Origin of the sequence: Mycolicibacterium komossense (assembly GCF_025822605.1) — a bacterium.
In the GTDB taxonomy this organism is placed as follows: Bacteria; Actinomycetota; Actinomycetes; order Mycobacteriales; family Mycobacteriaceae; genus Mycobacterium; species Mycobacterium komossense.
In genome coordinates this window covers 36,756-60,702 of record NZ_JACKTY010000029.1, presented here as the reverse complement: position 1 = coordinate 60,702, position 23,947 = coordinate 36,756, and the positions used below count along the sequence as shown (strand labels likewise).

The window sequence follows — 23,947 nt, the reverse complement described above, 5'->3', positions numbered from 1 at the left end:
GTGAGTTGCGGTGTCGGTGCCCGGACAGTCCTATCTACTGCGGATGTCTGCTGCGGATGCGGGGCCAAGTTGAGCCGCTGCTAGCAATAACTGCGCCTACTGTGGCGTCACACCTGGATAGACGACGTCGGTGTATTCGTCGCGTGATATGACCAGAGTCTCTGCGGGACTGGTCATATCGATATAGAAATGGCCGGCAGTTCGACCGCTGTCCCTCGGAACGCCCAGCGCAACCAAATCCTGGGAAATCTCAGCCGCTTTTGCCTGATCAAGCCGCCACACCACTCGGGAGGGACTGAGTTCGACAGTCGCTGCGCCGGGTTCGATGTGAAACTCCTGGTCGACACCATCGTGCACAAACCGCGACGAGCCGTTGTTTCTCGCCTCTTCCACGGCGTCTTTCATCTCGTCGACGCCGCTGCCGTCCAACGTCAGCAGCACCGCGTCCTCACCGAGATAGAACTCAGGCAGGAAGTTGACGCGAACAATGCTCATTGCTCTCCCAGGTCACCGCATCGTAGCCAGTCCGCCTGCCAGACTCACAGCTCGGATGTGTTTGGCTTCGATACGTTCGATTCCAGGGGTGCTTGCGCGGACCCCCACACCCCTGGTGTCTGCGCGCCTGCCATACAAGAGGCGCAGAGTCCTACAACGCGCAGCGGGTGATGCCGGCACGGTCCCGTGACCCAAACCGTACGTCGTTGGTGGGCGCGCCGGTAGGCGTAGCTTCCGCCCAACGCCGTGAAGCGAAAGCTGGCCAACTAACTGGGAATTCGCTGTGTAGAGGCAATTGCTGCGCGCCAGCCTGCGACACTTCAGACCATCACATCCGGTCGGAGGAGACAGACGTGGCGGGCAACCTTCAGGTTTACCAGGACACGCACCTCACGCCCGGCAAGTATGTGCTGCGCAAACTACCGCATATCACGGCGTTGTTCTGGGCGATCAAGATCCTGGCGACCACGTTGGGTGAGACGGCGGGTGACTTCTTCTCCCAGACACTGGGCCTAGGTACCCTGCGCGCCGCGATGCTGTTACTCGCCGTCCTGCTCGTCGCTCTGGCAATTCAGTTGCGGGCCGGCCATTTTCACCCGGCGCTGTTCTGGATCGTGGTTGTGCTCACCAGCACTCTCGGCACCACGATCTCGGACTTCATCAACTACACATCGGGCCTCGGGCAGCTCACCGGGGCGCTGATCCTTGGGAGTGGGCTGGCTGCCGTAATGCTGATCTGGTGGCGCAGCGGCCAGACCCTCAACGTCGAGAACGTCGCTACCCTCACCGGCGAGGTGTTGTTCTGGGTCGCCGTCATCTTCTCCAACAGCCTCGGCACGTCTACGGGGGATTACCTGGCGAGCGACCAGGGGCTAGGTGTGGGATTGCTCCCCGCCGCGCTCGTGTTGACCGCGGCGATGCTGATCCTTCTGGCCGCCCACTACTTCACCAAGATCAACGCCATGCTGCTGTTTTGGATCGCCTTCATCTTGACGCGCCCCTGGGGTGCGGAGGTGGGGAACATCCTGAGCAGGAGCCGCGACCACGGTGGAGTGGGGTTGGGCAACGCCGGCGCCTCGGCGATCCTCGTCGCTGCCTTGGTGGTACTCGTCGGCTACCAGATTCTCGACGTCCGCCGTCATCCGCTGGAGCCGTTGCCGCTGCCGTTGAACCGCCACACCGGGCAGCTGCAGCGGCCTAACGGTGACGTCATCACTGTTACGGCGGGTCCCCCCGTGTCGCCCGGATAGTTGGTGCGGTGGTCGTGATCAGTTGGCGGGGGCGACCTCGGCAGCCGCCTGCACCACAGTCCCTGCTGGGGCGGGGGCGGGAACACCCAGCTTGCCGGCAACGAAATCGGCTGCCTGATCGGTCATTCCGTTGCTCTTGTAGGAGCTATGGGCGGAGCGATCCAGGCCTCCTGGGAAGCAGACCGGGTCACCGGCGGCGCACATCTGGACGGTCTTGGCCGCGTAGAGGTCGCCGATGGTGATCGGGGGAGCGCTGCGGTCGGCCACACCCAGGAACCAGGGGTCGGGGGTCCCGAACAAGGCCACCGCCGCGACGTGCGAAGCGACGGATGCGGGCATCGGGCCGGACAGGCCGGCCGGCAACGCCACGCCGGCCGGGACGACGCTGCTGGTGGTGTATCCGGCGACTGCGGCGCCCTGGGAGTATCCGCCGAGAACGATCTTGGTCGACGGGCATTGGTTGGCGATCGACTGAATCCTGTTGCTGGCGTCGGCAACTCCGTCGACGGCCTGGCCGAAGTCCAGTGATGCGGGGTAGTTGACCCCGTAGACGTCGATGGACTTGCCCGGCAGGCGCGCGCTCAGGGAGTCGACGAACGCCTGGCCGGTGGCGCCGACACCAGGTCCTTCGAATGTGCCGCGGGCGAAGACCACCTCGACGTTGGCGCACGAGTCGTCGGCGGCGTTGGCGGTTGCTGCGGGGCCGGCCACCAGACCGGTCGCGACGGCTGCGAATGCGAGTGCCGAGAAGATCGCCGATTGCGCGGTCTTGCTACCCGGGCGGGCCGGTTGCGGTGTTGTCATGAGGTAGTCCCCGTTCTTGACGCCTGGTGCCATCGCTTCTGTGTAGAGGTGGCAACTGGTAGCTATAAGTCCGGACCCCTGAGCTGCGATTCCACCTTTGTCAAGTGATGTATGTCTCCGATGAAATAACTCGATCCCGGGATGCTCAGCGGCGCGCGAAGCGTTTGCGGAGTTCCGCCGGACGCTGACGTCGTACGTGCCCCATTTCGTCTGCGGTATTACGGGGCTACCGTCGATGAGTGTCAGTCAACGAGCCATTGATCGCTGCGCTGCGGGCCAGCGTGCCGGCCGCCCGGCTACTACTCGACCCGCAGGTAATGGCTTCCTTCGAGCATGACGAAGCGGAGTGGGCGCCGCACTCCTCGCCGATCGCCGTCGTCCGTCCCTCCAGCACCGAGGAAGTCCAGGCCGTTGTCCGGGCCTGCCTCGCCCATCGCACACCCGTGGTGGCCCGCGGTGCCGGCACCGGACTCTCGGGTGGCGCGAACGCCACCGCAGGCTGCGTCGTCATCGCCCTGGACGCAATGACGGCGATCAAGACGATCGACGAGCTGGAGCGGTATGCCGTCGTCGAGCCCGGCGTCGTCAACGACGATCTTCGCGCGGCCTGCGCGGAGCACGGTCTGTGGTATCCGCCTGACCCGGCCAGCTCGCCGTGGTCCACGATCGGCGGCAACGTCGCGACGAACGCCGGCGGCCTGTGCTGTGTGAAGTACGGGGTGACACGCGACTACGTCATGGGAATGCAGGTGGTCACCGGGACCGGTGACGTCGTCCGACTGGGGCGCAGGACCGCCAAAGGCGTGGCCGGCTATGACCTTGCGGGCTTGATGGTCGGTTCGGAAGGAACACTGGGCATCATCACCGAGATCGTGGTCAAGCTTCGCCCGCTGCAGGATCCGCAGCGCACCATCGCCGGTTACTTCGATTCCGTCGTCGACGCCGGCCGCGCGGTCAGCGCGGTCGCCGCGGCGGGATTGACGCCGTCGGCCCTGGAACTGGTGGACAGGCAGTGTCTCCTCGCCGTCGACGCCTGGAAGAACATGGGGCTGTCGGTGGACGCGAACGCCGTGCTACTGGGCCGCGTCGACACCCCGGACCCAGCCGGTGAGCAGGAGGCGCAGAAGATGCTCGCGTGTTTCGATGAGGCCGGGGCCTCCTGGTCGGCCGTGTCCACCGACCAGGAGGAGGCCGACGCCCTGTTCGCCGCCCGGCGGCTGGCGTACCCCGCCATGGAGCGGCTGGGCCCGGTGCTCACCGAAGACGTGTGCGTTCCGAAACGCCATGTTGCGGAGATGCTTTCGCGAATCGAACGGATCGGCCTCGAGTACGGCATCACGATCGCCAACATCGCGCATGCCGGCGACGGCAACCTGCACCCGCTGCTCATCACGCCCCGCGATGACGACGCCGCCCGAGTTCGCGCTCAGGCGGCGTTCGCCGAGATCATCGACGCCGCGCTGGAACTCGGTGGCACCGTCACCGGTGAACACGGCGTGGGCCTGTTGAAGAAGGACGGGCTGGCCAAGGAAGTCGACCCCGTTGTATTAGCGATGCATCGCTCAGTCAAGGCCGCGCTCGACCCCTACGGAATTCTCAATCCGGGCAAGATCTTCGACTGACGACGCGCGTCCCCAGGGCTGTCACGTTTCGTCCGTGCCTATTCGGGTCGTTCGACGATGTCCGCTAACGGCAGTTCAGGCTCCGAGGGACCTGCCGAGCGAGGGTCATTCCCGCGGCGCCACGGCAGCAATGAGGATGTCAGCGATTCGCGCGTGCAGCGCGTCGGTGTCGTCCTGGGTGGCGATGGTGGTCAGGAAAAGGGCTGCGCCGGCGGCCATCGCGAGTGCGGCCCGGGCGTCGCGCTCGGCGGCTACGGGATTGTCGTCGTGCCCGCTGGTGAACAATGCCACCGCGGGTCCACTGAAGTCGGCCCACAACCGATCGCGGAGCTCGTTGTTTTCGGCCATCGCGAGCAGCAGTCCGGGTATCGCGGCTCTGACTTCAGCACGGGCATACAGTTGGCGGCTGCCGCGGGCCACCCACTCCACCCAGCCGGCGCGGTCGGTGCCTGCGAAGGGCGCGAGATCCGGCGTCGCACCGAGAATCGCGTGCAGAACGACCTCCGCCTTTGACGACCACCGGCGGTCCAGGCTCGACCGGCTCACTCCAGCGCGGGCCGCGATCAGCCGCATGCTCAACTCGTCCCAGCCCACTTCGAGCAGCAGCGCGCGGGTCGCTGCGAACACCCGCTCATCTATCGAACTGTCCCGCGGGCGTCCTATCGACCTGTCGTCCTCCACGGCAGCCAGTGTGATCCTCCGTTTTCGAAATCGGCTATGCCTGCTGGTCCGGCCCTGTTATATTACGATGCCAATGGCACCGAAACTAACTCCCATGCCCGTCACCATTGATGCGACCCGCAAATCCGAGGCATTCACGCCCGCTCGCCTCGGGCCCTTGACGCTGAAGAATCGGTTCATCAAGGCGGCCACCTTCGAGGGCCGGATGCCACGTGGCGAGGTCACCGACGACCTGGTCGATTTCCACGTCGAGGTCGCGCGCGGGGGAGCGGCGATGACGACCGTGGCGTATTGCGCGATCTCACCCGGGGGGCGCGTGCATCGCGACACCGTGGTGCTCGACGCTCGCAGAGCTGTTGCGTTGCGCCGGTTGACCGATGCGGTACACGCCCACGACACGCTGGTGTCCGCCCAGATCGGACATGCGGGTCTGGTCGCCAACACTCGGTCCAACCGAGCCCCAACGCTGGCGCCGTCGACCCGATTCAGTGCTCCGGCAATGGGATTGGTACACGCGGCCACCACGGCGCAGCTCGACGAGGTCATCAGTGACTTCGGTGCTGCAGCAAGAAACGCCGTCGACGCCGGTTTCGACGCAATCGAAGTACATTTGGGGCACGGCTATCTGGTCAGCTCGTTCTTCAGCCCCAACCTGAACAAGCGCGACGACAGCTTCGGCGGTGACGCGCTGCGCCGCGCCGAACTGGCTCGCCGGGTCGTCGAGCGGGTGCGTAGAGAAGCCGGTGACACCGTCGCTGTCATCGCCAAATTCAACATGGATGATGGGGTGCGGGGCGGCTTCTGGCTGACCGACAGTCTGCTGACAGCAGGCCTTCTGGAGTCCGACGGGCATCTGGATGCGTTGGAGCTGACCGGTGGCAGCTCGCTGCTCAACCCGATGTACTACTTCCGCGGCGATGTCCCGATGGCGGAGTTCATCGCCTCGCAGCCCGCGATCGCCCGGCTGGGGTTGCGGCTCATCGGTCGTCGGATGTTCCGCACCTACCCTTTCGAAGAAGCGTTCTTCTTGCCGTTGGCCCGCCAGTTCCGCGAGGCGCTGACCATGCCGCTGATCCTGCTCGGTGGCGTGAACACCATGCCCACTGTCGAAACCGCCCTGGCCGAAGGATTCGAGTTCGTCGCGATGGCGCGGGCTCTGTTGCGCGATCCCCAGCTGATCAACCAGTTTCACGCCGGCACGCGCAGCGAAGGGCTGTGTGTGCACTGCACGAAGTGCATGGCCACGATTTACGACGGCACCCGATGCGTGCTACGCCCCGAACCGTCGGAATCTCAGTGAAGGTGCACTGAGCAGGTCAACACCCCGACTGACTGGTGTTGGCGCCCTGGTTCGCTCGCGCGAGATACCTTTCCAACCGCGACAGCTCCGGCTGGGCCCCAGAAGCCGCCACGGCGTCGGCGGCGACCAGGCACGCGATCTGCAGTGCCGACTCGGCAGAGATGTCGAGGATGAGTGTGCTGGCGAGCGCGGCGAAGAAGGCATCGCCGGCTCCAACTGTGTTGGCCACGTGTGCAACTGGCGCCGCGTCGACGTGGTGCCTCACCTGCCCGTGGCGGAGGAGATCTGCGCCGCGAGACCCGCGGGTGATGACCACCAGGGGCGCGTCGCGCAATTCCGGCAGGTCGCGGTATTCACCCTCGTTGACCACGAAGAGATCGGCCCGTTCCAGCAGTGCCACCGGAATATGCTGGGCGGGAGATGGATTCACTGCGACGAAGCCGTCGAACTCGGTGGCAGCCCGGGTCGCCGTCGTCAGAGGAATCTCAAATTGCAGCAGCAGGGCATCTGCATCGGCGGTGGAGTCCTGCGACACCATCACGTGCCCGTTCGCCCCGGGTGCAACCATGATGCTGTTCTCGCCGTCGGCGCTAACCCCGATGAGCGCGACCCCGGACGGGTGGGCGTCGTCGCGCGTCACGGAGTCGACGTCCACCCCGAAGCCGGTGAGCCGCTCGAGCAGCCACGCACCCTCCGGGTCGTCCCCGACAGCGCCGATCATCCGGCAGGTGCCCAGCAGCTGGGCGACGGCAGCAGCCTGATTGGCGCCTTTGCCGCCCAATCCGCGGGTCGCATCGCTGCCGAGCACCGTTTGACCTGGGCTCGGCAGCTGCTCGACATGCACGGTGTAGTCGAGGTTGATGCTGCCCGCCACAGCCACCAGTGGGCTCATCCGGGGCTGAGTAGCGGCAGGTTCTGCAACATCGACCGCAACGTGACCGCTTCCCGGGGAACGAATTCGGCCACGGTGAGCCCGACCAGGTCGAATTCGGCGGCCACCAAGTCGATCAGTCCGAGCGCGGTGGCCTTGGAGATGCCGTCCTTCTCCCACGCCATCCCGAACGCATGCTCGTCACTGTTGATGACATCGAGGTCGAAGTGGATGGCGACGTGACGAACACCGCTGTCGCGCAGCCATTTCAGCACGGCGCCGTGAAAGACCTCGGTCGTGGCGGGTGGTACGAGAGACAGACCCCAGGATTCGTGGGTGTGGCTGTCCTGGTCGTCCCAGCCGTGCACCCCGGCGAGCAGAATGCGTTCCGCAGGCAGTGTCGCCGGCAGACGATCAAGGACCTCGGGGTCGCCGTGTCCGCTCAGGTGTGTGACCACCATGGTGTTGAAGCCGCAGTTGGGGCCGCCGGGCAGATTGCTGTCGGCGTGGCTGTCGAGCCAGATCACGGCCAGGTCATCGGGATACCGCGACGCCAGGTACGCGAATGGTGTCAGGCTGACCGCGCAGGTCCCGCCGAGAGTGACGACGCGGTCGGCATCTGCTAGACGCATCAGTTCTAGGGCTTCGTCATGCTGACGCAGGACCTCGAACTTGCCGACGATGCCGTCCTCCAAGGGCAGGTCGACGCTGTAGTCGGGCACCCGGATGCGCGACGTCGGTCCGGCGTGGGGCGGGGCGAGGAATGCCGTCAGTTGACCGCCGATCCCGTAGGCCATGCGACTCTCGTCGCGGTCGAGCCCCGCGGTGTAGTGCTCGACGCCCTGCGGCTCGCCTCCTTGCCACTGGGGCCATTCCAGGCGCAGGGTCGTCACTTGTGTACTCCAACAGTGGCCGAAGTGTCTTCGATGGTGTTCAGCGGCGAGCGAGAGACGAGCTCGAATTCAGCCTGGCGATCGAAGTTTCGGGTCAGTAACAGATAGAGGCCCGCCGAGACCAACAGCCCCACCGCAAAGGAGAAATCGGCACCACCCATCGCGGCAGCGGCCGGCCCGACCCACACCGTGGTGCTGAAGAACGGGATCATGCAGACGAATCCGGCGGCGTAGCTGATCATCCCCGTCTTGCCCCAGACGCCATAGATACCGCCGTCGGTTTTGAGAATATCTGAGATGGAGAGGATTCCGCGGCGCACCAGGTAGTAGTCGGTCAGGTTGACCGCGGTCCAGGGGATCAGGAAGTAGGTGAGGACCGCGAGGAACACCCCGAACGTGTTCAGTGCGTTGTCAGGCAGGAACAGACTGGCGATGATCGCCAGCGATCCGAGGGACCCGATGCACAGCGCTCGCACGCGGAAGGTCGAGGTGAAGCGGCGGAATCCTTCCACTGCGGTCAAGAATGCGACGGATCCGCTGTAGAACGCGACGGCGACAGCGTTCAGGCAGGTGAACAGCGACACGATCATGATTGCAACGGCGAGACCGCTGGAGGCGGTGCGGGCCAGTTGGTCGAAGGCCGCCACCGTGCTGGCCTCCGGGTAGGCGATGGCGAGGACGGCGCCGAGAAATTCGATCCAGATCGCCGAGACCAGGGTGCCGCCGAAGACGGTCGCTGACACCTTGGCGCCCGACACACGTTCAGGTAGGTACCGGGTGTAGTCCGAAACCACTGGTGCGACGGCGATCTGGAAGGTGGCCGACGCGCCGAACTGCAACAGGAACGCGGTGAGTTCGAAGTGGGTGTCGGAGAAGTAGTCGCCGATCGGCAGATAGGCGAAGGCGCAGAAGCTCAGCACCAACAGCGCTGCCACCATCAGGTAGGAGACGATCTTCTCTGCCCGCATCACCAGCCGGTAGCCGATGGTGGCGACGGTCAGCGCGGCGACGCCCACGAGTAGCCCCAATGGCCATAGCGGAATGGATGGGGTGACTACGTTGATCGACAACGCGCCGGTCTGAACGTAGAAGATGGCAAAACCGAACTGCACCAACGTCGCCGCCACCAGGGGCAGTACCGCCCCGCGGGTGCCGAACTGCGCCCGCGACTGGATCATCTGCGGCAGACCCATCCGCGGGCCCTGGGCACCGTGGAAGGCTTGGAAGAGCGTCCCGAAGATGCTTCCGGAGATGATGGCAAAGGTGGACCACCCCAGGCCCAGACCCGCCAGAACGCCCAGTGCGCCTGTCGACGCCGTCAGGAATGAGGCGTTGATCATGAACCACAGCTGCGTCTGGGACCAGAGGTTGCCGGTGCGTTCATTGGGCGGGACGTAGTCGAACGAGCGATCTTCGAGGAACTGATTGGTCATCGGTTGTCCTGGTGTCTCGTGTCGGGAGTGGGGGGATCGGGGCCTAGCTGTGGGTCATTCGCCGGCGCTGAGCCAAGTGAAGAGCTGGTGCCACAGATCGCCGTAGCCATCCCATGCCAGGAACGGGGGCGGCGCCCAGTGCGGCGCCAGATCCGAGGTGAACACTGCGACGCGACCGTCTCCGGCTGTGCCGACTGCGACCAGCGGAGCGTCGTCGACGGTGACCAGAACCTCGGCTTCGGGCTTGGCGATGGTGGCGTTGTAGCCGAGGACGGCGGGCCAGTCGCGGCTCGCTGGCAATGCCGGATGCTCTTTGACCACTACGGGTTTGACACCCTGGGGAGCTTCCACGCGGTCGTCGCCGACCAACAGTTCCACCGGCAGGAGGTCGCTGATGGGGCTGCGCGCGTAGTGAGCCTTGCCCTCGATCCCGGAGAACGACAGGTAGCCGCCGACCATCAGCAGGGCACCGCCCTGGCGGACGTAGTCGGCGATCAGCTGCAGCCGATTGACCCCAGGAAGGGAATTCTTGAACACCGACGGCGTGAGCAGGAAGGTATTGGAACCGACATCGCTGATGACGACGCAGTCGTACGCGGCCAAACCCTCGACCGTCTGCGGCATATCGTCGGCGATGCGATGTGCGGGAATGTGGTCCACCTGCCAGCCGCGGTTGCGCACAGCCTCCTTGAACTCGGCTCCGCCTTCGGTGTATTCGCTGTTGGTGAAGCTGTCGAAGCCCTTCTGGTGGATGAGGTGGACGTGCCAGGATTCGCCTAGGAGCAGAACGCGCATTGTTTTGTTTTCCTTTACTCGATGGTTCCGGTCGTGAACAGCTGGTGGAACTGCCAGTCATGTTCGGGGACAATGAGATCGGCTTCACGCCGGATTCGGTCGTAGCCGCGCATCAACTCGGGCAGGTTCCAGAAGGAACCCATCGGCCAGTTGAGCTCGAGGTTGCGGTAGTTGTACATGACGTCACTGGTCAGACACACCGTGCCCAACCCGGTCTCGACCATCACGACCATGCAGCCCGGGGTGTGGCCACCGATCTTGACCAGCCGGACGCCGTCGGCGATGTCGACGTCACCGTCGATGACCACGAGGCGGTCGCGAATCTCGGTGATCTTGTAGGAGTACTCCGGGTAATAGAACATGCAGAACGACGGCGGCGCGATGCCTTGCGGGAGTTCGTCGCGCTGCACGTAGAACTTGGCACGCGGGAAAAGGTGATTGTTGCCGATATGGTCGAAGTGCAGGTGCGTCAAGACCACAATGTCGATGTCGGAGGGGGTGACCCCGTGTCGGGCGAGGCCGGCCACCAGGTCCTGATCGGAGGTCCGGGTGGCGACGAAATCGACTCCGTAGCGGCTCTGCATGGTGCCGACCTCGTCGACGTCGCCGAGTCCGGTGTCCACGAGGATCGTCTTGTCGGCTCCTTCGATCAGCCACACCGGGACGGGGACCATCACCCCGGAGGTGATGTCTCCGTTGAGTCGCACGATGTCATCGCGGAATCCGAAGGGCTTGACCGCTTCTGGGTCCAGGTCGGGGTGTGCGCCCGCGTTGAGCAGGCTCACCGCCAGTGAGCTTTCGAGTTCCCCGGTCACGATGTTGTGGATGCGCATGATCTACTCCTTGATCTGCTTCGGCCAGAACCTATTGAGCTGAGGGTGATTCGGCAGTGCTGCTCCGCACGACGAGTTCGACGGGTAACACGGTGTGTCGTCGGGCCCCTTCGCCGGACAATTGGGTCAGCAGTGCTTGCGCCGCCTTGGTACCCATCAGCGTCGCGTCTTGGCGGATGGTGGTCAGCGGGGGAAATGCGTGGCGGGCGGCGATGAAATCGTCGAAGCCGATGACCGAGCATTCGTGGGGAACGCCGATCCCTGCCTCGCGCAAGATCGTCATTGCGCCCAGCGCGTTGAGGTCGTTGGTCGCGAAGATCGCTGTGACCTCCCTTGCGCGGATCGCAGGGATGAGGTCACGCGCTGCCCGGGCACCGCTGTCCTCGTCGAACGAGCCCTCGATGACCATGGCGCGCTGGCCGGTCGCCTTCTTCCACTGCCGCTGGAATCCATCCAACCGCTCTGCACTGCTGGCTAATTCGCTATTGACGCCGATCACGGCGGCGCTGCGGTGACCAAGGGACAGCAGGTGTTCGGCGGCAGCGCGGCCACCCTGGCGGTTGTCGGAGGAGACCGAGGACACGGTGACGCCCGGCAGTGCCTCGTCGACGGCGACGACAGGTAACCCGGCCAGGAGTTCCGCCAGTGTCGATGCCGCTGGGGTCGCGCCGGAGGCGTAGAGGACGCCGTCGACGGCACGCGAGCGCAGTGTCTCCAGGTAGAACACTTCGCGTTCGCGGTTCCAACCGGTGTTGCAGAGCAGGACGTTGAAGCCGTTCTCGATGCAGGCGGCTTCGACCCCTTTGGCGAGGTCGGCGAAGAAGCTGTTGCTGATATCGGGCACCAGCAGTCCTACGGTCTGTGTGGAGCCCCGCGCCAGGTTGCGGGCTGTCCGGCTCGGGACGTAGCCGAGCTCGGTCATCGCCGCCCGGACGCGGTTGGCCACTTCTTCGCTGACCGGGCGGTTTCCGCTGAGGACATGCGAGACCGTCGTGCGACTGACTCCAGCGCACTGCGCGACGTCGGCGATGGAAACGGGCATGTGAACCACTCTCGTATGCAAACCGGTTTGGCAAACCGGTTTGCGTGACTTTAGGAGCGGTCGGCCCTGGTGTCAACCGGAAGGGTGTCGATCAAGCTCGTCGGCAGCGATGCGCAATTTGACGTTCCGATTCTGCGACTCGGCCCTGAGTCTGTCGAACGCTGCGAAAAGCCTTGGCACGTAGACTGGCCGCATCGATAATCCTCATCAAGACGCAGCGACCGACCCGATCCGAATCGCCGTGCTTGCCCCGATTGCCTGGAGAACGCCACCTCGTCATTACGGGCCTTGGGAACAGTTCGCGTCGCTGCTCACCGAGGGACTGGTGGCGGCAGGGCACCACGTAACGCTGTTCGCGACCGCGGATTCGCTCACGGCGGCCACGCTGGCTGCCACCGCCCCGTGCGGCTGGTCCGAAGACACCACCATCGACACGAAAGTCGTTGAGTGCGTGCATATTGCGTCGGTATTCGAACGTGCGGAGGAATTCGACGTCATTCACAACGGCTTCGATTTCCTGCCGCTCACCTACAGCGGGCTGGTCTCGACCCCGGTGATCACCACGATCCACGGATTCTCCTCGGCTCGGATCGTGCCGGTCTATCAGCGCTACGACGAGACCACGACTTATGTGTCGATCAGCGACGCCGACCGGAATCCGAACCTGCGCTACGCCGCGACCATCCATCACGGCATCGCCATCGACGACTTCGCGATCCATCCAGATCCCGGCGAGCATCTACTGTTTTTCGGGCGGATCCATCCTGACAAGGGCACCGCGGCCGCGATCGAGGTCGCGCGCAGATGTGGCCGTCGACTCGATATCGCCGGGATCATTCAGGACGAAAGCTACTTCCAGACCGAGGTGGCACCGCACGTCGACGGTGACCGAGTGCGCTACCTCGGTGCCGTCGACGCGGCGATGCGCGCCGAAGTACTGGGTGGGGCGCACGCGCTGCTGCACCTGATCGACTTCGACGAGCCGTTCGGCTACAGCGTCGCGGAGGCCATGGCCTGCGGCACGCCGGTGATCGCCAACTCACGAGGCTCGATGAGCGAGCTCATCGAGGACGGGGTGACCGGTTGTCTCGTCAACGATATCGACTCAGCGGTGGCCGCAGTGCGGACCGCCGGCACCCTCGACAGAGCCGAAATCGCCCGACACGCTGCCGACCGGTTCAGCGTTGACGCGATGGTCGACAAGTACGTAGCGGTATACCGTGACGCAATGGCGAACCGGTCGTGAGTCAGCCGATGACCGCCGACTGGTGGAAGACCGCCGTCGTCTACCAGATCTATCCACGCAGCTTCGCCGATTCGGGCGGTGACGGTATCGGCGATCTCGGCGGCATCATCGGGCGACTCGATTACCTGAAGACGCTCGGGGTGGACGTGATCTGGTTGTCTCCGGTCTACCGTTCTCCGCAGGTCGACAACGGTTACGACATCAGTGATTATCGCGATGTCGATCCGGTGTTCGGCTCCCTCGCCGAGTTCGACGCGCTGCTGACCCACGTCCACGAACGCGGGATGAAGCTGGTGATGGACCTCGTGGTCAACCACACCTCCGACGAGCACCCGTGGTTCGTCGAATCGCGTTCATCGCGTGACAATCCCAAGCGGGACTGGTATTTCTGGCGCGACGCGCGCGACGGTGCCGAGCCCAACAACTGGGGCTCGTTCTTCTCCGGCTCGGCCTGGCAGTGGGACGGGAAGACCGGGCAGTACTACCTGCACCTGTTCGACCGCAAACAACCGGATCTGAACTGGGAGCATCCGGAGGTGCGGGCAGCTGTCCGCGACGTCATGACCTGGTGGCTCGACCGCGGTGTCGACGGGTTCCGGATGGATGTCGTCAACTTCATCTCCAAGGTGGCCGGCCTGCCCGACGCCACAGCAGTGCCAGATCGGCAATTCGTCAGTGCAATAGCTGAATTCGCCGATGGTCCGCACGTTCACGAGTATCTTGCCGAGTTGAGTCGCGAGGTATTCGGTGGGCGCGAGGGTGAGTTCATCACGGTCGGTGAGATGCCGGGAGTGACGCCGGAACAGGCGCGGCTCTACACCGATCCCGCTCGGGGCGAGCTGAACATGGTCTTCCAGTTCGAACACGTATCCGTCGACCAGGGCCCGGCGGGCAAGTTCGATTACCGCGGTCTCGACCTGGTGATCCTGAAGAAGGCGCTGTACCGCTGGCAGCTGGCGTTGGCAGAGGTCGGGTGGAACAGTCTGTACTGGAACAACCACGACCAGCCACGCGTCGTGTCCCGATTCGGCGACGACGGCTCGCAGTACTGGGCGGCGTCGGCCAAGGCATTGGCGACCGTTCTACACGGTATGCGCGGCACCCCGTTCGTCTATCAGGGTGAGGAACTGGGCATGACCAACTATCCCTTCCGGACTGCGCAGGACCACCAGGATCTTGAGGCCATCAACTATTACCGCGACGTGGTCGAACGCGGTGGCGACACGGAGGCGGCACTGGTCGGGCTTGCCAAGATCAGCCGTGACAACGCCCGCACGCCGATGCAATGGGACGCCGGGCCGAATGCGGGCTTCACCGCCGGAAACCCGTGGCTGCCCGTCAACCCCAACCACGCCTGGCTCAACGCGGATGCCCAACTGGCCGAGCGTGATTCAGTTTTCACGCACTACCAGGCGCTGATCCGGCTGCGTCACGAGTGGCCGATCCTTCGAGACGGTGATTTCACTCCGCTGCTGGAGGACGACCCGCAGATCTGGGCCTACACCCGGCGCGCCCCGGTCGGCTGTCTCCTGGTGATCGCCAACTGCGGACGCGAGCCAAGGACGGTGGAGATCGCTGCGGAGTGGATCGCCGCCGACCTGTTGCTCGGCAACCTGCCCGGCACCGCCGCCACGGCGGACTCGACGTCGCTTCACTTGGCCGGGTGGGATGCGCGGATCTATTCCGCAGGCTGAGGTAGTCCGTCGGTGAGTGCCTCGAGCAGTTCGGGTAAAGCGACGGTGGCGATTCCGATGGCAGCGTCGCCGATCCCGTAGGGGATCACCAGCGTGTCCGCGTGCAGGAGAGCGCCGCAGGAGTAGACGACATTGGGGACATAGCCGTCTTGTTCGGCCGCGGTGGGGCTCAACAGCGGGGTGCGCAGACGGCCGAGGATCTTCGTCGGGTCGTCGATGTCCAGCAGGATGGCGCCGATGCTGTAGGTCCGCATCGGGCCGACGCCGTGTGTGAGCACCAGCCAGCCTGCGTCGGTTTCGATCGGGGGCCCGCAGTTGCCGAGTTGCAGTGCCTCCCAGGATTCGACGGGCTGCTGACACGGCAGCGTCGTGGCCCAGACACTCAAGTCGTCGGAGTAAGCGATCGCGTTCGACTCGCGGTCTGATCGGGAGAGAGCTGCGAAGCGTCCGTGGATCTTTCGGGGGAAGAGGGCCAAGCCTTTGTTGGTGGCGGCGCGTCCGACGAGGGGCGTTGAGGTGAAGCTCTGAAAGTCGTCGGTCGCCAGCAGTTGCTGGCTGATCTCCGAACCGCTGTAGGCCGTGTACGTCGCGTAGTAGGTGAGCGAACCGTCCTCGTCGCGCAACTGCACAAAGCGCGCATCCTCCATCCCGGCGCCCTCGGCCTGCGTCGAAGGCCAGAGAATGCGCTCGGTCAGCGGTATCTCGTCGGGGAACCTGACCCGGTACGTCCGGTCGGCAATGCCGCGGATCACGTCGATGGTGGCCGCGCCGCGGCCACGGGTGCGCAGATTACCTCCGAGTCGAGCGAGCTGTCCGTCCAGAGCGTCGCGGGTGAAGCGACCGCCGAGCGCGTCGAGCACATAGTCGGCGGCCTCGCCGGCGTCCTGCAGCCGGGCGAGTTCACTGCGGAAGACGGCTGCGCTCAACTCGGCGCCCTCGGTGACGCCGATGGTCGCGTATCGCGCGGTCTGATCCATCGCGACGCCGCCGCCGGCGTCCACGACTCCGGTGCGGAATCCGATCGAGGATTGATGTCCTTCGCCGATGCCGCGGACACTCATCACGAAGCGGACACTGCCCGAGTCGATTCCGGACTGATCAGGGTGGGCCACCATGCTCGGGTTGCATAGCGCCGCACCTTCGATGGCGTACTCGCTGGTGAACGCGGCACCCACGAGCAGTGAACGCGGATCAGAGAGGTCGTCGGTCGGGGTCAACCGATCGGCCAGTTCGCGGGAGTGTCGCCGGAACGTGCCTTCCAGATCGCGATGGCGGTCCTCGAACCGCGAGAAGACATCCGCCAGCGACGACCGGACGTCGTCGTCGTCCAGCGCCAGAATGCGTCGCAACACCGCACCGGTCCGTGAGTCCTGGAGTTCGAAGCCTTCCTGCCCGGGCACGAACAAGCGGGTGATGACCCGCGACTTGTCCGCCGCCAGCCGCACCGGGGTCCGGGTAGCCAACGCGGGGTGCAACGACGTCACTGCGCCGTCATCATCAGTCGTTGGGCGTGCTGCAGCGTCGAGAGCAGGGCGAGGGTGGATTCCGCGCCCTGGTTGGCATTCACCCGGTTGGCGTGCAGGCCGTCGAAGCCGCCGCCGGTCGCGGGGTCCCACATCGGCTGCCCGATGTCGTTGTCGCCTTCGAACCAGCCCACGGCGGCCTTCAATCCCGTCGACCAGATCTGCCGCGAGTCGCCTTCGGCGGCACGCGCGCAGGCGTCTGCGAGAGTGGATACCTCAATGGGCTGCTGGTCATAAGCCGGCCGTGGATCACCGAGCCCCCGGCCGGCGGCAGGGCTGGGCGAGAGGTGACCGCCCGTGGTCTGGTCCTCGATCAGCCACTCCAGCATCCGCAGGCCGCGCTGAAGTAACACCGGGTGCCCCAGTGCGCGCCCGGCGACGATTCGTGCTTCGGCCAGAACGGCATTGGCGTACCGGAGTCGCGGTTCGGGCCACTGCCAGTCGGATTCGCCCTGCGGTTCGGTCGCGGTGCCCGCGTAGTCGGCAAGAAGGCGCCGGGCCACCTGATGCTCCGGCAGCACAGTGAGAACTTCCGCGGCTCCCAGTGCAGCGAAGGCCATCGCCCTGGGCCACGGCGATCGTCGCTGCAGAGCTCGATCGAACTGGGCGATCGCAGTGTCACGGACACCGGTCAGATCGCTTCGCGCGGCGGCGGTGCCCAGTCCCCAGATGCTGCGTCCCCAGCAATCTTCTACGGTGGCTTCGTCGGTCCACCGTCCGCTGGCGTCCATCCGATTGCGATAGCCGCCGTCGGGAGCCTGCGCTTCGCCCAGGAACCGCAGGGCAAGGTGCACGAGCCATTGCACGGCGGGTGACGGCTCCCGTTCCCGGCTTGTCACCACGAGCACTCTGGCCATGTCGTCGGTGCAGTAGCCGTGTTCGGGCCGCGGTTCGGCGAAGAATGCGTGCTCGAAGGTGCCGAGTTCGTCGGTCATCGCCAGCAGGTGGTCGAATCGAGGAGTCAGCAGCGTCGTCATACCAGCGCCCCGCGCTGGGCGAGTAAGGAGCGCGAAACGTCCAGGTACGCGTTGGCGACAACGGGCCAGGCCATGGTGGGGGCGAGCCGGATCGCCTCGGCGGCCATGGCCTCGGCGATGTCCGGCTTCGTCAGCAGCGTGTGCAGAGTCGCTGCCAATGCGTCGGGATCATCGTGGGCGACAACGGCGCCTGCACCACTGGCCAGTAGTTCGACAGCGTGCGGAAATGCGGTGGCCACCACTGGGCGCCCGGTGGCGATCGCGTCGACCAGTACCCCGGAGGTGACCTGGTCGGTGGAGTCGTACGGCAGGACGACGACTGCGGAGGCCTGCGCCAACCGCGTCAGCGACGCGCGGTCGCGATACCCGGCGTCGAAGGACACGGAACCGGCCACTCCTCGCCGGCGGGCCTGCTCGGCGCGGGCCTCGCGATACGATTCACCTTCTGCGGCAAGTACTTTCGGGTGTGTTCGACCGGCGACCACATAGTGGGGCCGCGACGGCAGCTCGTGCAGCGCCACCATGGCGTCGATGACTCGCTCGATGCCCTTGCCCGGCCCCAACAGTCCCCAGGTCAGCAGCGTCGGCCTGTCCTGCCGTGCCGGCGAAGCCAGATCGGGTGGCACGAAGGCACCATGAGAGATGGTCACCACCTTGCGGGGATCGACGTCGAATCCGAGGCGCAGGCGTTGGCTGGCTGCCTCGGACATCACGACCATCTGGTCCGCCAGGGCGGCGACTGCTTCGAGGACCGAACGTTGGTGCGGTGTCGGATCTTTCAGGACCGTGTGGGCCACGACGATCGAGGGCACCGTCAGTCCCGCGAGGACGTCCACGACGTCGTCTCCATCGGGACCGCCGTAGATGCCGTACTCGTGCTGCACGATCGCGACGTCGCTGCGATTCAGTAGCTGCGCTGCGGCCGCCACCGATGCGGGGGAGTCGCTCACCAGTTCGCCGATGATCCTCGGGTCGGCCGCCGGTGATCCGTCGGCAACCCGGACGACGCTGATATCGGCGCCGTGCACGGACAGTCCGTCGGCGAGTGCAGCGCTGAAAGTGGCGAGGCCGCAGCGGGTCGGTGGATAGGTGCTGAGGACGCCGAAGCTCGGAGAAGTGGCAACCCGGCGCGCGGGGGCGGCTGAACAACGAAGGGAGGATGGACTGATCAACGTGGAATTCCCTAAGGCAGTGTCTCGGACGTACTGGCACGAGCAGATGCTCGGCGAGGTAACAGCGGACGCCGTCCTCATCCCGGACTGGCTGAATTCCCAACGGGATCAACGTTACACCCCAGGCGGTGACCGGGCCTGCTGTACAGGTTCCGGCTCCGCCGACATCTGGCGCTGATGTGACCATTCCTTGCGCTTCAGGTAAACGATAATGGGGTGAAGTACCGTAGGTGAGGCAGGGCACTGGGAGAGCTAGGAGCGTGGCGTGGCGCGGGTGCGAAATCAGGACGCGCGGCGCAGTCAGCTGGCCGCAGTGGCGATCGACGTGATCGCCGAGCGCGGCTTGGGCGCGGTTCGCGTCAAGGACATCGCCGAAGCCGCAGACGTCTCTCCGCGCCTGGTCGCCTACTACTATCCCGAGATCGACGACCTCATCGACGAGGTGTACCGCGTCGCCGTGGACCGCTACTACTGGCAGCGGTTGGAGGCGATTAACAAGCTCGAGAGCCCTGTCGACCGACTCGCCAATCTGATCGAATCCGGATTACCGGCCGGCGACGATGACGTGCTCAGCCGGGCTCTCTACGAATTCTCGGTCAACGCTGGGCGAGATCCCACGCACGGAACGTTGATGACTCTGCTGTTCGAGCGGGAGGTCTCGCTCTACGTCGCGGTTCTCGAGGCCGGCGGTGCATCCGGCGACTTCACACTCACCGAGCCGGTGCAGGCGATTGCGCAGAATTTCGTGGCACTCGAGGACGCCTTCGGGATGTACCTCAACGGCGGGAACTCCTCGCTGGACGCGTCCGCGGCGACGGGGTTGCTGCGCAGTTACGCACGCTCGGCGACCGGCGTCCACCTCTAGCCGAAACCTTCCTCAGGGCTTGACGTGGCATCGCCACGGGTGCATTCTTTGCGTCTAAGCGCAAAGAATGATGGATGAGGACGGCGATGGCTGAGCAATCGGGTTTCTTTCACGACGAGCGCTGCCTGTGGCACAGCACGGGGGAGGCGGTGCTCTTTCTGCCCGTGGGAGGGTGGCTGCAACCACTGGCCGGCGGCGGTCACCCGGAATCGCCCGAGTCGAAGCGGCGCCTCAAGTCGCTGCTGGACGTATCGGGCCTGAGCGCCCAGCTGGCGGTGAGCAGCGCCGAGCCGGTCACCCGCGAAGATCTGCTGCGCGTGCACACCGCCGGGTACATCGACCGCTTTCAGGAGTTGAGCGCAGGCCGCGGCGGCGAGATCGGCCCGGAGGCGCTGTTCTCCCACGGCGGCTTCGAGATCGCCGCGCTGTCGGCGGGTTTGGCGAAGCGGGCCGTCGCCGACGTGCTCGACGGCATACTGCCCAACGCATACTCGCTGTCACGCCCACCGGGGCATCACTGCCTGCCCGACAGTGGAATGGGATTCTGCCTACTGGCCAACATTCCGCTTGCGATCGAGGCGGCCAAGGCCAGTCACGGTCTCGGCAAGGTCGCCGTCATCGACTGGGATGTTCACCACGGCAACGGAACTCAACATATCTACTACCAGCGCGACGACGTCCTGACAATCTCGCTACACCAGGAGAACTGCTTTCCCACCGACAGCGGCGCCGTGGCCGAACGTGGAGAGGGGGCAGGGCTGGGCTTCAACATCAACGTGCCGCTGCCGCCCGGGTCTGGCCACGAGACCTACCTGCATGCGGTGCGGAGCATCGTCATCCCTGCGCTGGAGGAGTTCCGCCCCGATCTGATCGTGGTGGCCAGTGGGCTCGACGCCAACGCCGTGGATCCGCTGGCGCGACAACTGCTGTACGCCGGGTCGTTCCGTGAGATGACCCGGCTGGTCAAAGACGTGGCACATTCCGTGTGCGACGGCCGGCTGGTCGTGGTGCACGAAGGTGGCTATGCCGAGTCCGCAGTGCCCTTCTGTGGGTTGGCCATCATCGAGACGCTCTCCGGGGTGCACACCGAGGTCGTCGACCCGTTCGAGGAGACGTTCATCGCGCAACAACCGACCGCCCGAGTCGTCGACTACCAAATCGCGATCGTCGATGACATCGCCCGACAACTACCCATCGCCCGCTGACGAAAGCCACTCTGGAAGGACATCCATGACCGACACCATCGCGCACTCGGACACCTCGCTTGCCACCACCGAGGACCTGGGCCAGCTCGCCCAGCGCCACCTCGTCATGAGCTTCACCGCCGGATCTGTCTACACCGACGCACCTCCGCCGATCATGGTGCGGGGACGCGGAAGTCTGCTCTGGGATGACCAGGGCAAGGAGTACATCGACGCGCTGGCGGGACTGTTCTGCGTCAACGTCGGCTACAGCTTCGGCGATGAGATCGGCGACGCGGTTCGTGAGCAGATGGCCGAACTGCCGTATTACACCAACTGGGGTGCCGCACATCCGCCTGCGGTCAAGCTCGCCGCCAAGATCGCCGAACTGGCTCCACCTGGACTGGACCGGGTGTACTTCACCTCCGGCGGAGGCGAGTCGAACGAGGCCGCCATCAAACTGATCAGGCAGTACCACCAGGCGCAGGGCGAGCATTCCCGGATCAAGTTCATCTCACGGCGGGTCGCCTATCACGGGACCTCCTACGCGGCGCTGTCATTGAACGGTATGACCAACCTGCGCAAGCAGTTCGAGCCGTTGATGTACGGCTCGCGCCACGTCTCGAACAGCAAGCGATACAAGCGTCGCGCAGACGAGACCGAACAGCAGTTCACCGAACTCCTGCTCAACGAGATCGAAACGCTGATCGTCCAGGAGGGCCCCGACACGGTGGCGGGGATCTTCCTGGAACCCCTGCAGAACGCCGGCGGTTCCCTGGTCCCACCGGCGGGATATCACGAAGGCGTGCGCGAGATCTGCGACCGCCACGGAATCCTCCTGGTGGCCGATGAGGTCATCTGCGGCTTCGGCCGGCTCGGCGAATGGTTCGGCTCGACCCGGTTCAATGTTCGTCCCGACATCATCACGTTTGCCAAAGGTGTTTCCTCAGCCCATATTCCGCTCGGCGGCATGATCACCACATCCCGAATCCTCGACGCGGTGAACAACGGACCCGACGGCATGTACCTGCACGGACTCACCTTCGGTGGGCATCCAGCCGCATGCGCGGCCGGGCTGGCGAACATCGCCGTCATGGAACGCGAAGATGTGCTCGGCAACGTGAAGCGCAACGAGGAGTACTTCCGCGCGCAGCTCGAGACGCTTCTCGATCAGGCGCTCGTCGGTGATGTCCGTGGCCTCGGCTATCACTACTCGCTGGAGTTGGTGACTGACAAGTCGCGGTGCACGTGGTCGGCCGAGACGAGCGCGAACGATTTCGTCTACTCCATTCTGCAGCCCGCACTTTTGGACGCGGGTATCCTCTGCCGTGCGGCGGTGGACCACGAAGGCACCCCATTGATGCAGTTCTCACCGCCATTGGTGTTCAGTCGCAACGATATCGACACGTTGGTCGGTCGGGTGCGCCGAGTGCTCGACGAGCTCGCCGCTCGCGTGTCATAACCGGATGTCGCTTCGCCCGTGGCCCAGTGTGGGCCACGGGCGATTTGGCATGGCATCACTCAAATACATTGCGCACCAACATGTATCGAATTTTCCGATCTTCGATACAGGAAAATAGCGCTTTACAGTTTCGCGCCTGAGCCGCAGTGTCGTGACACAGGAGTGATCCCGCTCACTCGGATGATGCAAGGAGTGAAATATGGTGAAAGACAAACAGTTCGAGGTCTCTGCCGGCGAGCAGACCGCTCGGGCCGCGAGCGAGTCCCAGCACCTTCAGAAGACCCTCGGCCGGCTGGACATCATCTTCCTGATCGTCGCAGCGGTCGTGTCGATCGAAGTGCTGGGTCAGGTGTCCAGCTTCGGTGGGCAGACCTTCACCTGGGCGCTGGTGCTGGCGGTCTTCTTCCTCGTGCCCTATGGCCTCATTTTCGCCGAGATCGGCAGCACGTTCACCGAAGAAGGCGGAGTCTACGTCTGGGTGCGGCGTGCCTTCGGCCGCCCGATGGCCGCAATGGCCTCCTTGCTCACCTGGGTGACGCAGCCGGTCTGGGTCGGCGGGTCGTGCACGTTCATCGCCGCGGAGGTGTGGAGTCAGTACGTGACACCCTTCGAACACGGATCCTTGACCGACTACGCCTTCAAGACGGTGTTCATCTGGATGACCGTCCTGGCGGCGGTCATCAGCCTCAAGCACGGCAAGTGGATCCCCAACGTCGGTGCCATCCTCAAAATCGTGTTCCTGCTGAGCTTCGTCGTAACCGCCGGAATCTATGCCGCACGCCACGGCTTCGCGGGCCTGACTGCCAGTGACTTCTCGCCGACTCTGGCGGGTCTGCTGGGCGTCACCCCGCTGTTGTTGTTCTCCTATCTGGGCTTCGAGTCGGGGAACAGCGCCGCGGGGGAGATGAAGCGCCCCGGGCGCGACGTTCCGATCGCGATTGCCCGGTCGTCTGCCATCGCGGCTGCGGCGTATCTCCTGCCGATCGCCGCGATTCTGCTGGTCGTGCCTGCCGAGCAGATCACCGGTATCGGCGGTCTGATGGATGCCGTCGCCATCGTCTACGGCGTCTACGGTTCGGCGGCACCACTGATGTTGACCCTCACTGCGATCACGTTCGCCCTGGTGCTGATGACGCAGGGATCGGCCTGGATGATCATCAGCGATCGGATGCAGGCGATGGCCGCCGCTGACGGATCGTTCTTCGGTGGCTTCTTCGGCCGATTCCACCCCAAGCTGGGCACCCCGGTGCGTGTGAACCTTCTCTCGGGCGTGGTCGGCACGGTGTTCATGCTCGCCGCCATGGCCCTCAGTGGCTCCGCGGCCGCGGTATTCGCGGTGGTGCTGTCCATCGCGATCTCCACGTTCCTGCTCAGCTACCTCCTCGCGATCCCCGCGGCGATCCGACTACGGACGGCTTTCCCCGATATTCCAAGGCCATTCAGAGTGCCGGTTTCGAACAACGGATTCCGGCTGCTGGGCATCCTGTGCTTCGCCTGGGTGGCGCTGGGCAGCTGGGTCGCCGTCTTCCCCGGCACGCTCGACCGGCTGTTCGGCCTGGACTACGACTTCGAACAGATATGGGGGGTCAGCGCCGGCGTGTTCGAACTGTTCACCCTCGGCACGCTCGCGGCGCTGGCGGCGCTCGGCCTCGTCGGATACATCGTGGCCCGGCCGCTGCGGGTGGCCAAGCCCACCGACGAACCGGTTCCGGGTGACGGCGCGGCTACTACATCGTCAAAACCGATCCAAAGTGCCGGTTCTTTGTGATTTACCTGTCCTACGCAAGGTCCAATACTGAGGTGATCGC

The 23,947-nt window shown here is 64.9% G+C and carries 21 protein-coding genes; 9 read left to right on the top strand and 12 right to left on the bottom strand.

Features of this window, described 5'->3' with window-relative positions; translation table 11 throughout:
• Positions 1-96 precede the first annotated feature (96 nt).
• Positions 97-495, bottom strand: a complete 399-nt coding sequence (locus tag H7J73_RS13740) for a hypothetical protein (protein ID WP_264067990.1) — start codon at positions 493-495, stop codon at positions 97-99.
• Positions 496-848: 353 nt separating this feature from the next.
• On the opposite strand from H7J73_RS13740, the gene H7J73_RS13735 reads away from it, so the two are divergent.
• Complete coding sequence (locus H7J73_RS13735; RefSeq protein WP_264067989.1) at positions 849-1,745, top strand: COG4705 family protein; 897 nt, start codon at positions 849-851, stop codon at positions 1,743-1,745.
• 18 nt (positions 1,746-1,763) lie between these two features.
• Here the strand turns inward: H7J73_RS13735 and H7J73_RS13730 are convergent, their stop codons facing one another.
• Positions 1,764-2,549 (bottom strand): cutinase family protein, encoded by a 786-nt coding sequence (locus tag H7J73_RS13730; RefSeq protein WP_264067988.1) that lies wholly within the window; start codon positions 2,547-2,549, stop codon positions 1,764-1,766.
• A gap of 239 nt (positions 2,550-2,788) precedes the next feature.
• On the opposite strand from H7J73_RS13730, the gene H7J73_RS13725 reads away from it, so the two are divergent.
• Positions 2,789-4,171 (top strand): FAD-binding oxidoreductase, encoded by a 1,383-nt coding sequence (locus H7J73_RS13725; RefSeq protein WP_264067987.1) that lies wholly within the window; start codon positions 2,789-2,791, stop codon positions 4,169-4,171.
• Between the two features lie 105 nt (positions 4,172-4,276).
• Here H7J73_RS13725 and H7J73_RS13720 read toward each other — a convergent pair whose 3' ends face one another.
• Positions 4,277-4,852: a TetR/AcrR family transcriptional regulator gene (locus tag H7J73_RS13720; protein ID WP_264067986.1), complete on the bottom strand. Its 576-nt coding sequence runs from the start codon at positions 4,850-4,852 to the stop codon at positions 4,277-4,279.
• Positions 4,853-4,946: 94 nt separating this feature from the next.
• Between H7J73_RS13720 and H7J73_RS13715 the strand changes: the two genes are divergently transcribed.
• Positions 4,947-6,152, top strand: coding sequence for an NADH:flavin oxidoreductase (locus H7J73_RS13715; RefSeq protein WP_264067985.1), 1,206 nt, complete (start codon positions 4,947-4,949; stop codon positions 6,150-6,152).
• A gap of 16 nt (positions 6,153-6,168) precedes the next feature.
• On the opposite strand, the gene H7J73_RS13710 is transcribed toward H7J73_RS13715, so the two are convergent.
• Genes H7J73_RS13710 through H7J73_RS13685 form a run of 6 tightly spaced genes read right to left on the bottom strand, consistent with a single transcriptional unit; the run spans position 6,169 to position 12,019 of the window.
• Positions 6,169-7,044, bottom strand: a complete 876-nt coding sequence (locus H7J73_RS13710) for a ribokinase (RefSeq protein ID WP_264067984.1) — start codon at positions 7,042-7,044, stop codon at positions 6,169-6,171.
• Entirely contained in the window at positions 7,041-7,916 is an 876-nt protein-coding gene (locus tag H7J73_RS13705) for an arginase family protein (protein ID WP_264067982.1), read from the bottom strand. Before H7J73_RS13705 ends, H7J73_RS13710 begins: the two co-directional genes overlap by 4 nt.
• Positions 7,913-9,349, bottom strand: coding sequence for a purine-cytosine permease family protein (locus tag H7J73_RS13700; protein WP_264067980.1), 1,437 nt, complete (start codon positions 9,347-9,349; stop codon positions 7,913-7,915). The genes H7J73_RS13705 and H7J73_RS13700 overlap by 4 nt, the downstream gene beginning before the upstream one ends.
• 54 nt (positions 9,350-9,403) lie before the next feature.
• The gene (locus tag H7J73_RS13695; protein ID WP_264067979.1) at positions 9,404-10,144 is read right to left on the bottom strand and encodes a glutamine amidotransferase; all 741 of its coding nucleotides are present in this window, start codon (positions 10,142-10,144) and stop codon (positions 9,404-9,406) included.
• 14 nt (positions 10,145-10,158) lie between these two features.
• A complete protein-coding gene (locus H7J73_RS13690) occupies positions 10,159-10,977 on the bottom strand; it encodes an N-acyl homoserine lactonase family protein (RefSeq protein WP_264067978.1) in 819 nt (272 codons plus the stop codon).
• A 31-nt stretch (positions 10,978-11,008) separates the two neighbouring features.
• Positions 11,009-12,019, bottom strand: coding sequence for a LacI family DNA-binding transcriptional regulator (locus tag H7J73_RS13685; RefSeq protein ID WP_264067977.1), 1,011 nt, complete (start codon positions 12,017-12,019; stop codon positions 11,009-11,011).
• Positions 12,020-12,260: 241 nt separating this feature from the next.
• On the opposite strand from H7J73_RS13685, the gene H7J73_RS33695 reads away from it, so the two are divergent.
• A complete protein-coding gene (locus H7J73_RS33695; RefSeq protein WP_264067976.1) occupies positions 12,261-13,265 on the top strand; it encodes a glycosyltransferase family 4 protein in 1,005 nt (334 codons plus the stop codon).
• A complete protein-coding gene (locus H7J73_RS13675) occupies positions 13,262-14,959 on the top strand; it encodes an alpha-glucosidase (RefSeq protein ID WP_264067975.1) in 1,698 nt (565 codons plus the stop codon). The genes H7J73_RS33695 and H7J73_RS13675 overlap by 4 nt, the downstream gene beginning before the upstream one ends.
• Here H7J73_RS13675 and H7J73_RS13670 read toward each other — a convergent pair.
• Genes H7J73_RS13670 through H7J73_RS13660 form a run of 3 tightly spaced genes read right to left on the bottom strand, consistent with a single transcriptional unit; the run spans position 14,944 to position 18,631 of the window.
• Positions 14,944-16,443 (bottom strand): glycoside hydrolase family 130 protein, encoded by a 1,500-nt coding sequence (locus H7J73_RS13670; protein WP_264067974.1) that lies wholly within the window; start codon positions 16,441-16,443, stop codon positions 14,944-14,946. The genes H7J73_RS13675 and H7J73_RS13670 overlap by 16 nt on opposite strands.
• The gene (locus H7J73_RS13665; protein WP_264067973.1) at positions 16,440-17,459 is read right to left on the bottom strand and encodes a glycosyltransferase; all 1,020 of its coding nucleotides are present in this window, start codon (positions 17,457-17,459) and stop codon (positions 16,440-16,442) included. Before H7J73_RS13665 ends, H7J73_RS13670 begins: the two co-directional genes overlap by 4 nt.
• Positions 17,456-18,631, bottom strand: a complete 1,176-nt coding sequence (locus H7J73_RS13660) for a glycosyltransferase (RefSeq protein ID WP_276031258.1) — start codon at positions 18,629-18,631, stop codon at positions 17,456-17,458. Before H7J73_RS13660 ends, H7J73_RS13665 begins: the two co-directional genes overlap by 4 nt.
• A gap of 265 nt (positions 18,632-18,896) precedes the next feature.
• On the opposite strand from H7J73_RS13660, the gene H7J73_RS13655 reads away from it, so the two are divergent.
• The 4 genes from H7J73_RS13655 (at position 18,897) to H7J73_RS13640 (ending at position 23,907) form a co-directional block, all read left to right on the top strand.
• Positions 18,897-19,496 carry a TetR/AcrR family transcriptional regulator gene (locus tag H7J73_RS13655; protein ID WP_264067972.1) on the top strand — a complete coding sequence of 200 codons (600 nt, stop codon included), beginning with the start codon at positions 18,897-18,899 and terminating at the stop codon, positions 19,494-19,496.
• Positions 19,497-19,582: 86 nt separating this feature from the next.
• A complete protein-coding gene (locus tag H7J73_RS13650) occupies positions 19,583-20,701 on the top strand; it encodes a histone deacetylase-like amidohydrolase (RefSeq protein WP_264067971.1) in 1,119 nt (372 codons plus the stop codon).
• 25 nt (positions 20,702-20,726) lie between these two features.
• Positions 20,727-22,139 carry an aspartate aminotransferase family protein gene (locus H7J73_RS13645; protein ID WP_264067970.1) on the top strand — a complete coding sequence of 471 codons (1,413 nt, stop codon included), beginning with the start codon at positions 20,727-20,729 and terminating at the stop codon, positions 22,137-22,139.
• A 199-nt stretch (positions 22,140-22,338) separates the two neighbouring features.
• Positions 22,339-23,907, top strand: coding sequence for an APC family permease (locus H7J73_RS13640; RefSeq protein WP_264067969.1), 1,569 nt, complete (start codon positions 22,339-22,341; stop codon positions 23,905-23,907).
• Positions 23,908-23,947: the final 40 nt, after the last annotated feature.

What these genes read in the sequence shown, in the direction of transcription:
- H7J73_RS13740 (WP_264067990.1), bottom strand. Translation starts at nt 495, where the DNA reads ATGAGCATTGTTCGCGTCAACTTCCTGCCTGAGTTCTATCTCGGTGAG.
- H7J73_RS13730 (WP_264067988.1), bottom strand. Translation starts at nt 2,549, where the DNA reads ATGACAACACCGCAACCGGCCCGCCCGGGTAGCAAGACCGCGCAATCG.
- H7J73_RS13715 (WP_264067985.1), top strand. Translation starts at nt 4,947, where the DNA reads ATGCCCGTCACCATTGATGCGACCCGCAAATCCGAGGCATTCACGCCC.
- H7J73_RS13710 (WP_264067984.1), bottom strand. Translation starts at nt 7,044, where the DNA reads ATGAGCCCACTGGTGGCTGTGGCGGGCAGCATCAACCTCGACTACACC.
- H7J73_RS13700 (WP_264067980.1), bottom strand. Translation starts at nt 9,349, where the DNA reads ATGACCAATCAGTTCCTCGAAGATCGCTCGTTCGACTACGTCCCGCCC.
- H7J73_RS13695 (WP_264067979.1), bottom strand. Translation starts at nt 10,144, where the DNA reads ATGCGCGTTCTGCTCCTAGGCGAATCCTGGCACGTCCACCTCATCCAC.
- H7J73_RS13690 (WP_264067978.1), bottom strand. Translation starts at nt 10,977, where the DNA reads ATGCGCATCCACAACATCGTGACCGGGGAACTCGAAAGCTCACTGGCG.
- H7J73_RS13685 (WP_264067977.1), bottom strand. Translation starts at nt 12,019, where the DNA reads ATGCCCGTTTCCATCGCCGACGTCGCGCAGTGCGCTGGAGTCAGTCGC.
- H7J73_RS13665 (WP_264067973.1), bottom strand. Translation starts at nt 17,459, where the DNA reads ATGACGACGCTGCTGACTCCTCGATTCGACCACCTGCTGGCGATGACC.
- H7J73_RS13650 (WP_264067971.1), top strand. Translation starts at nt 19,583, where the DNA reads ATGGCTGAGCAATCGGGTTTCTTTCACGACGAGCGCTGCCTGTGGCAC.
- H7J73_RS13645 (WP_264067970.1), top strand. Translation starts at nt 20,727, where the DNA reads ATGACCGACACCATCGCGCACTCGGACACCTCGCTTGCCACCACCGAG.
- H7J73_RS13640 (WP_264067969.1), top strand. Translation starts at nt 22,339, where the DNA reads ATGGTGAAAGACAAACAGTTCGAGGTCTCTGCCGGCGAGCAGACCGCT.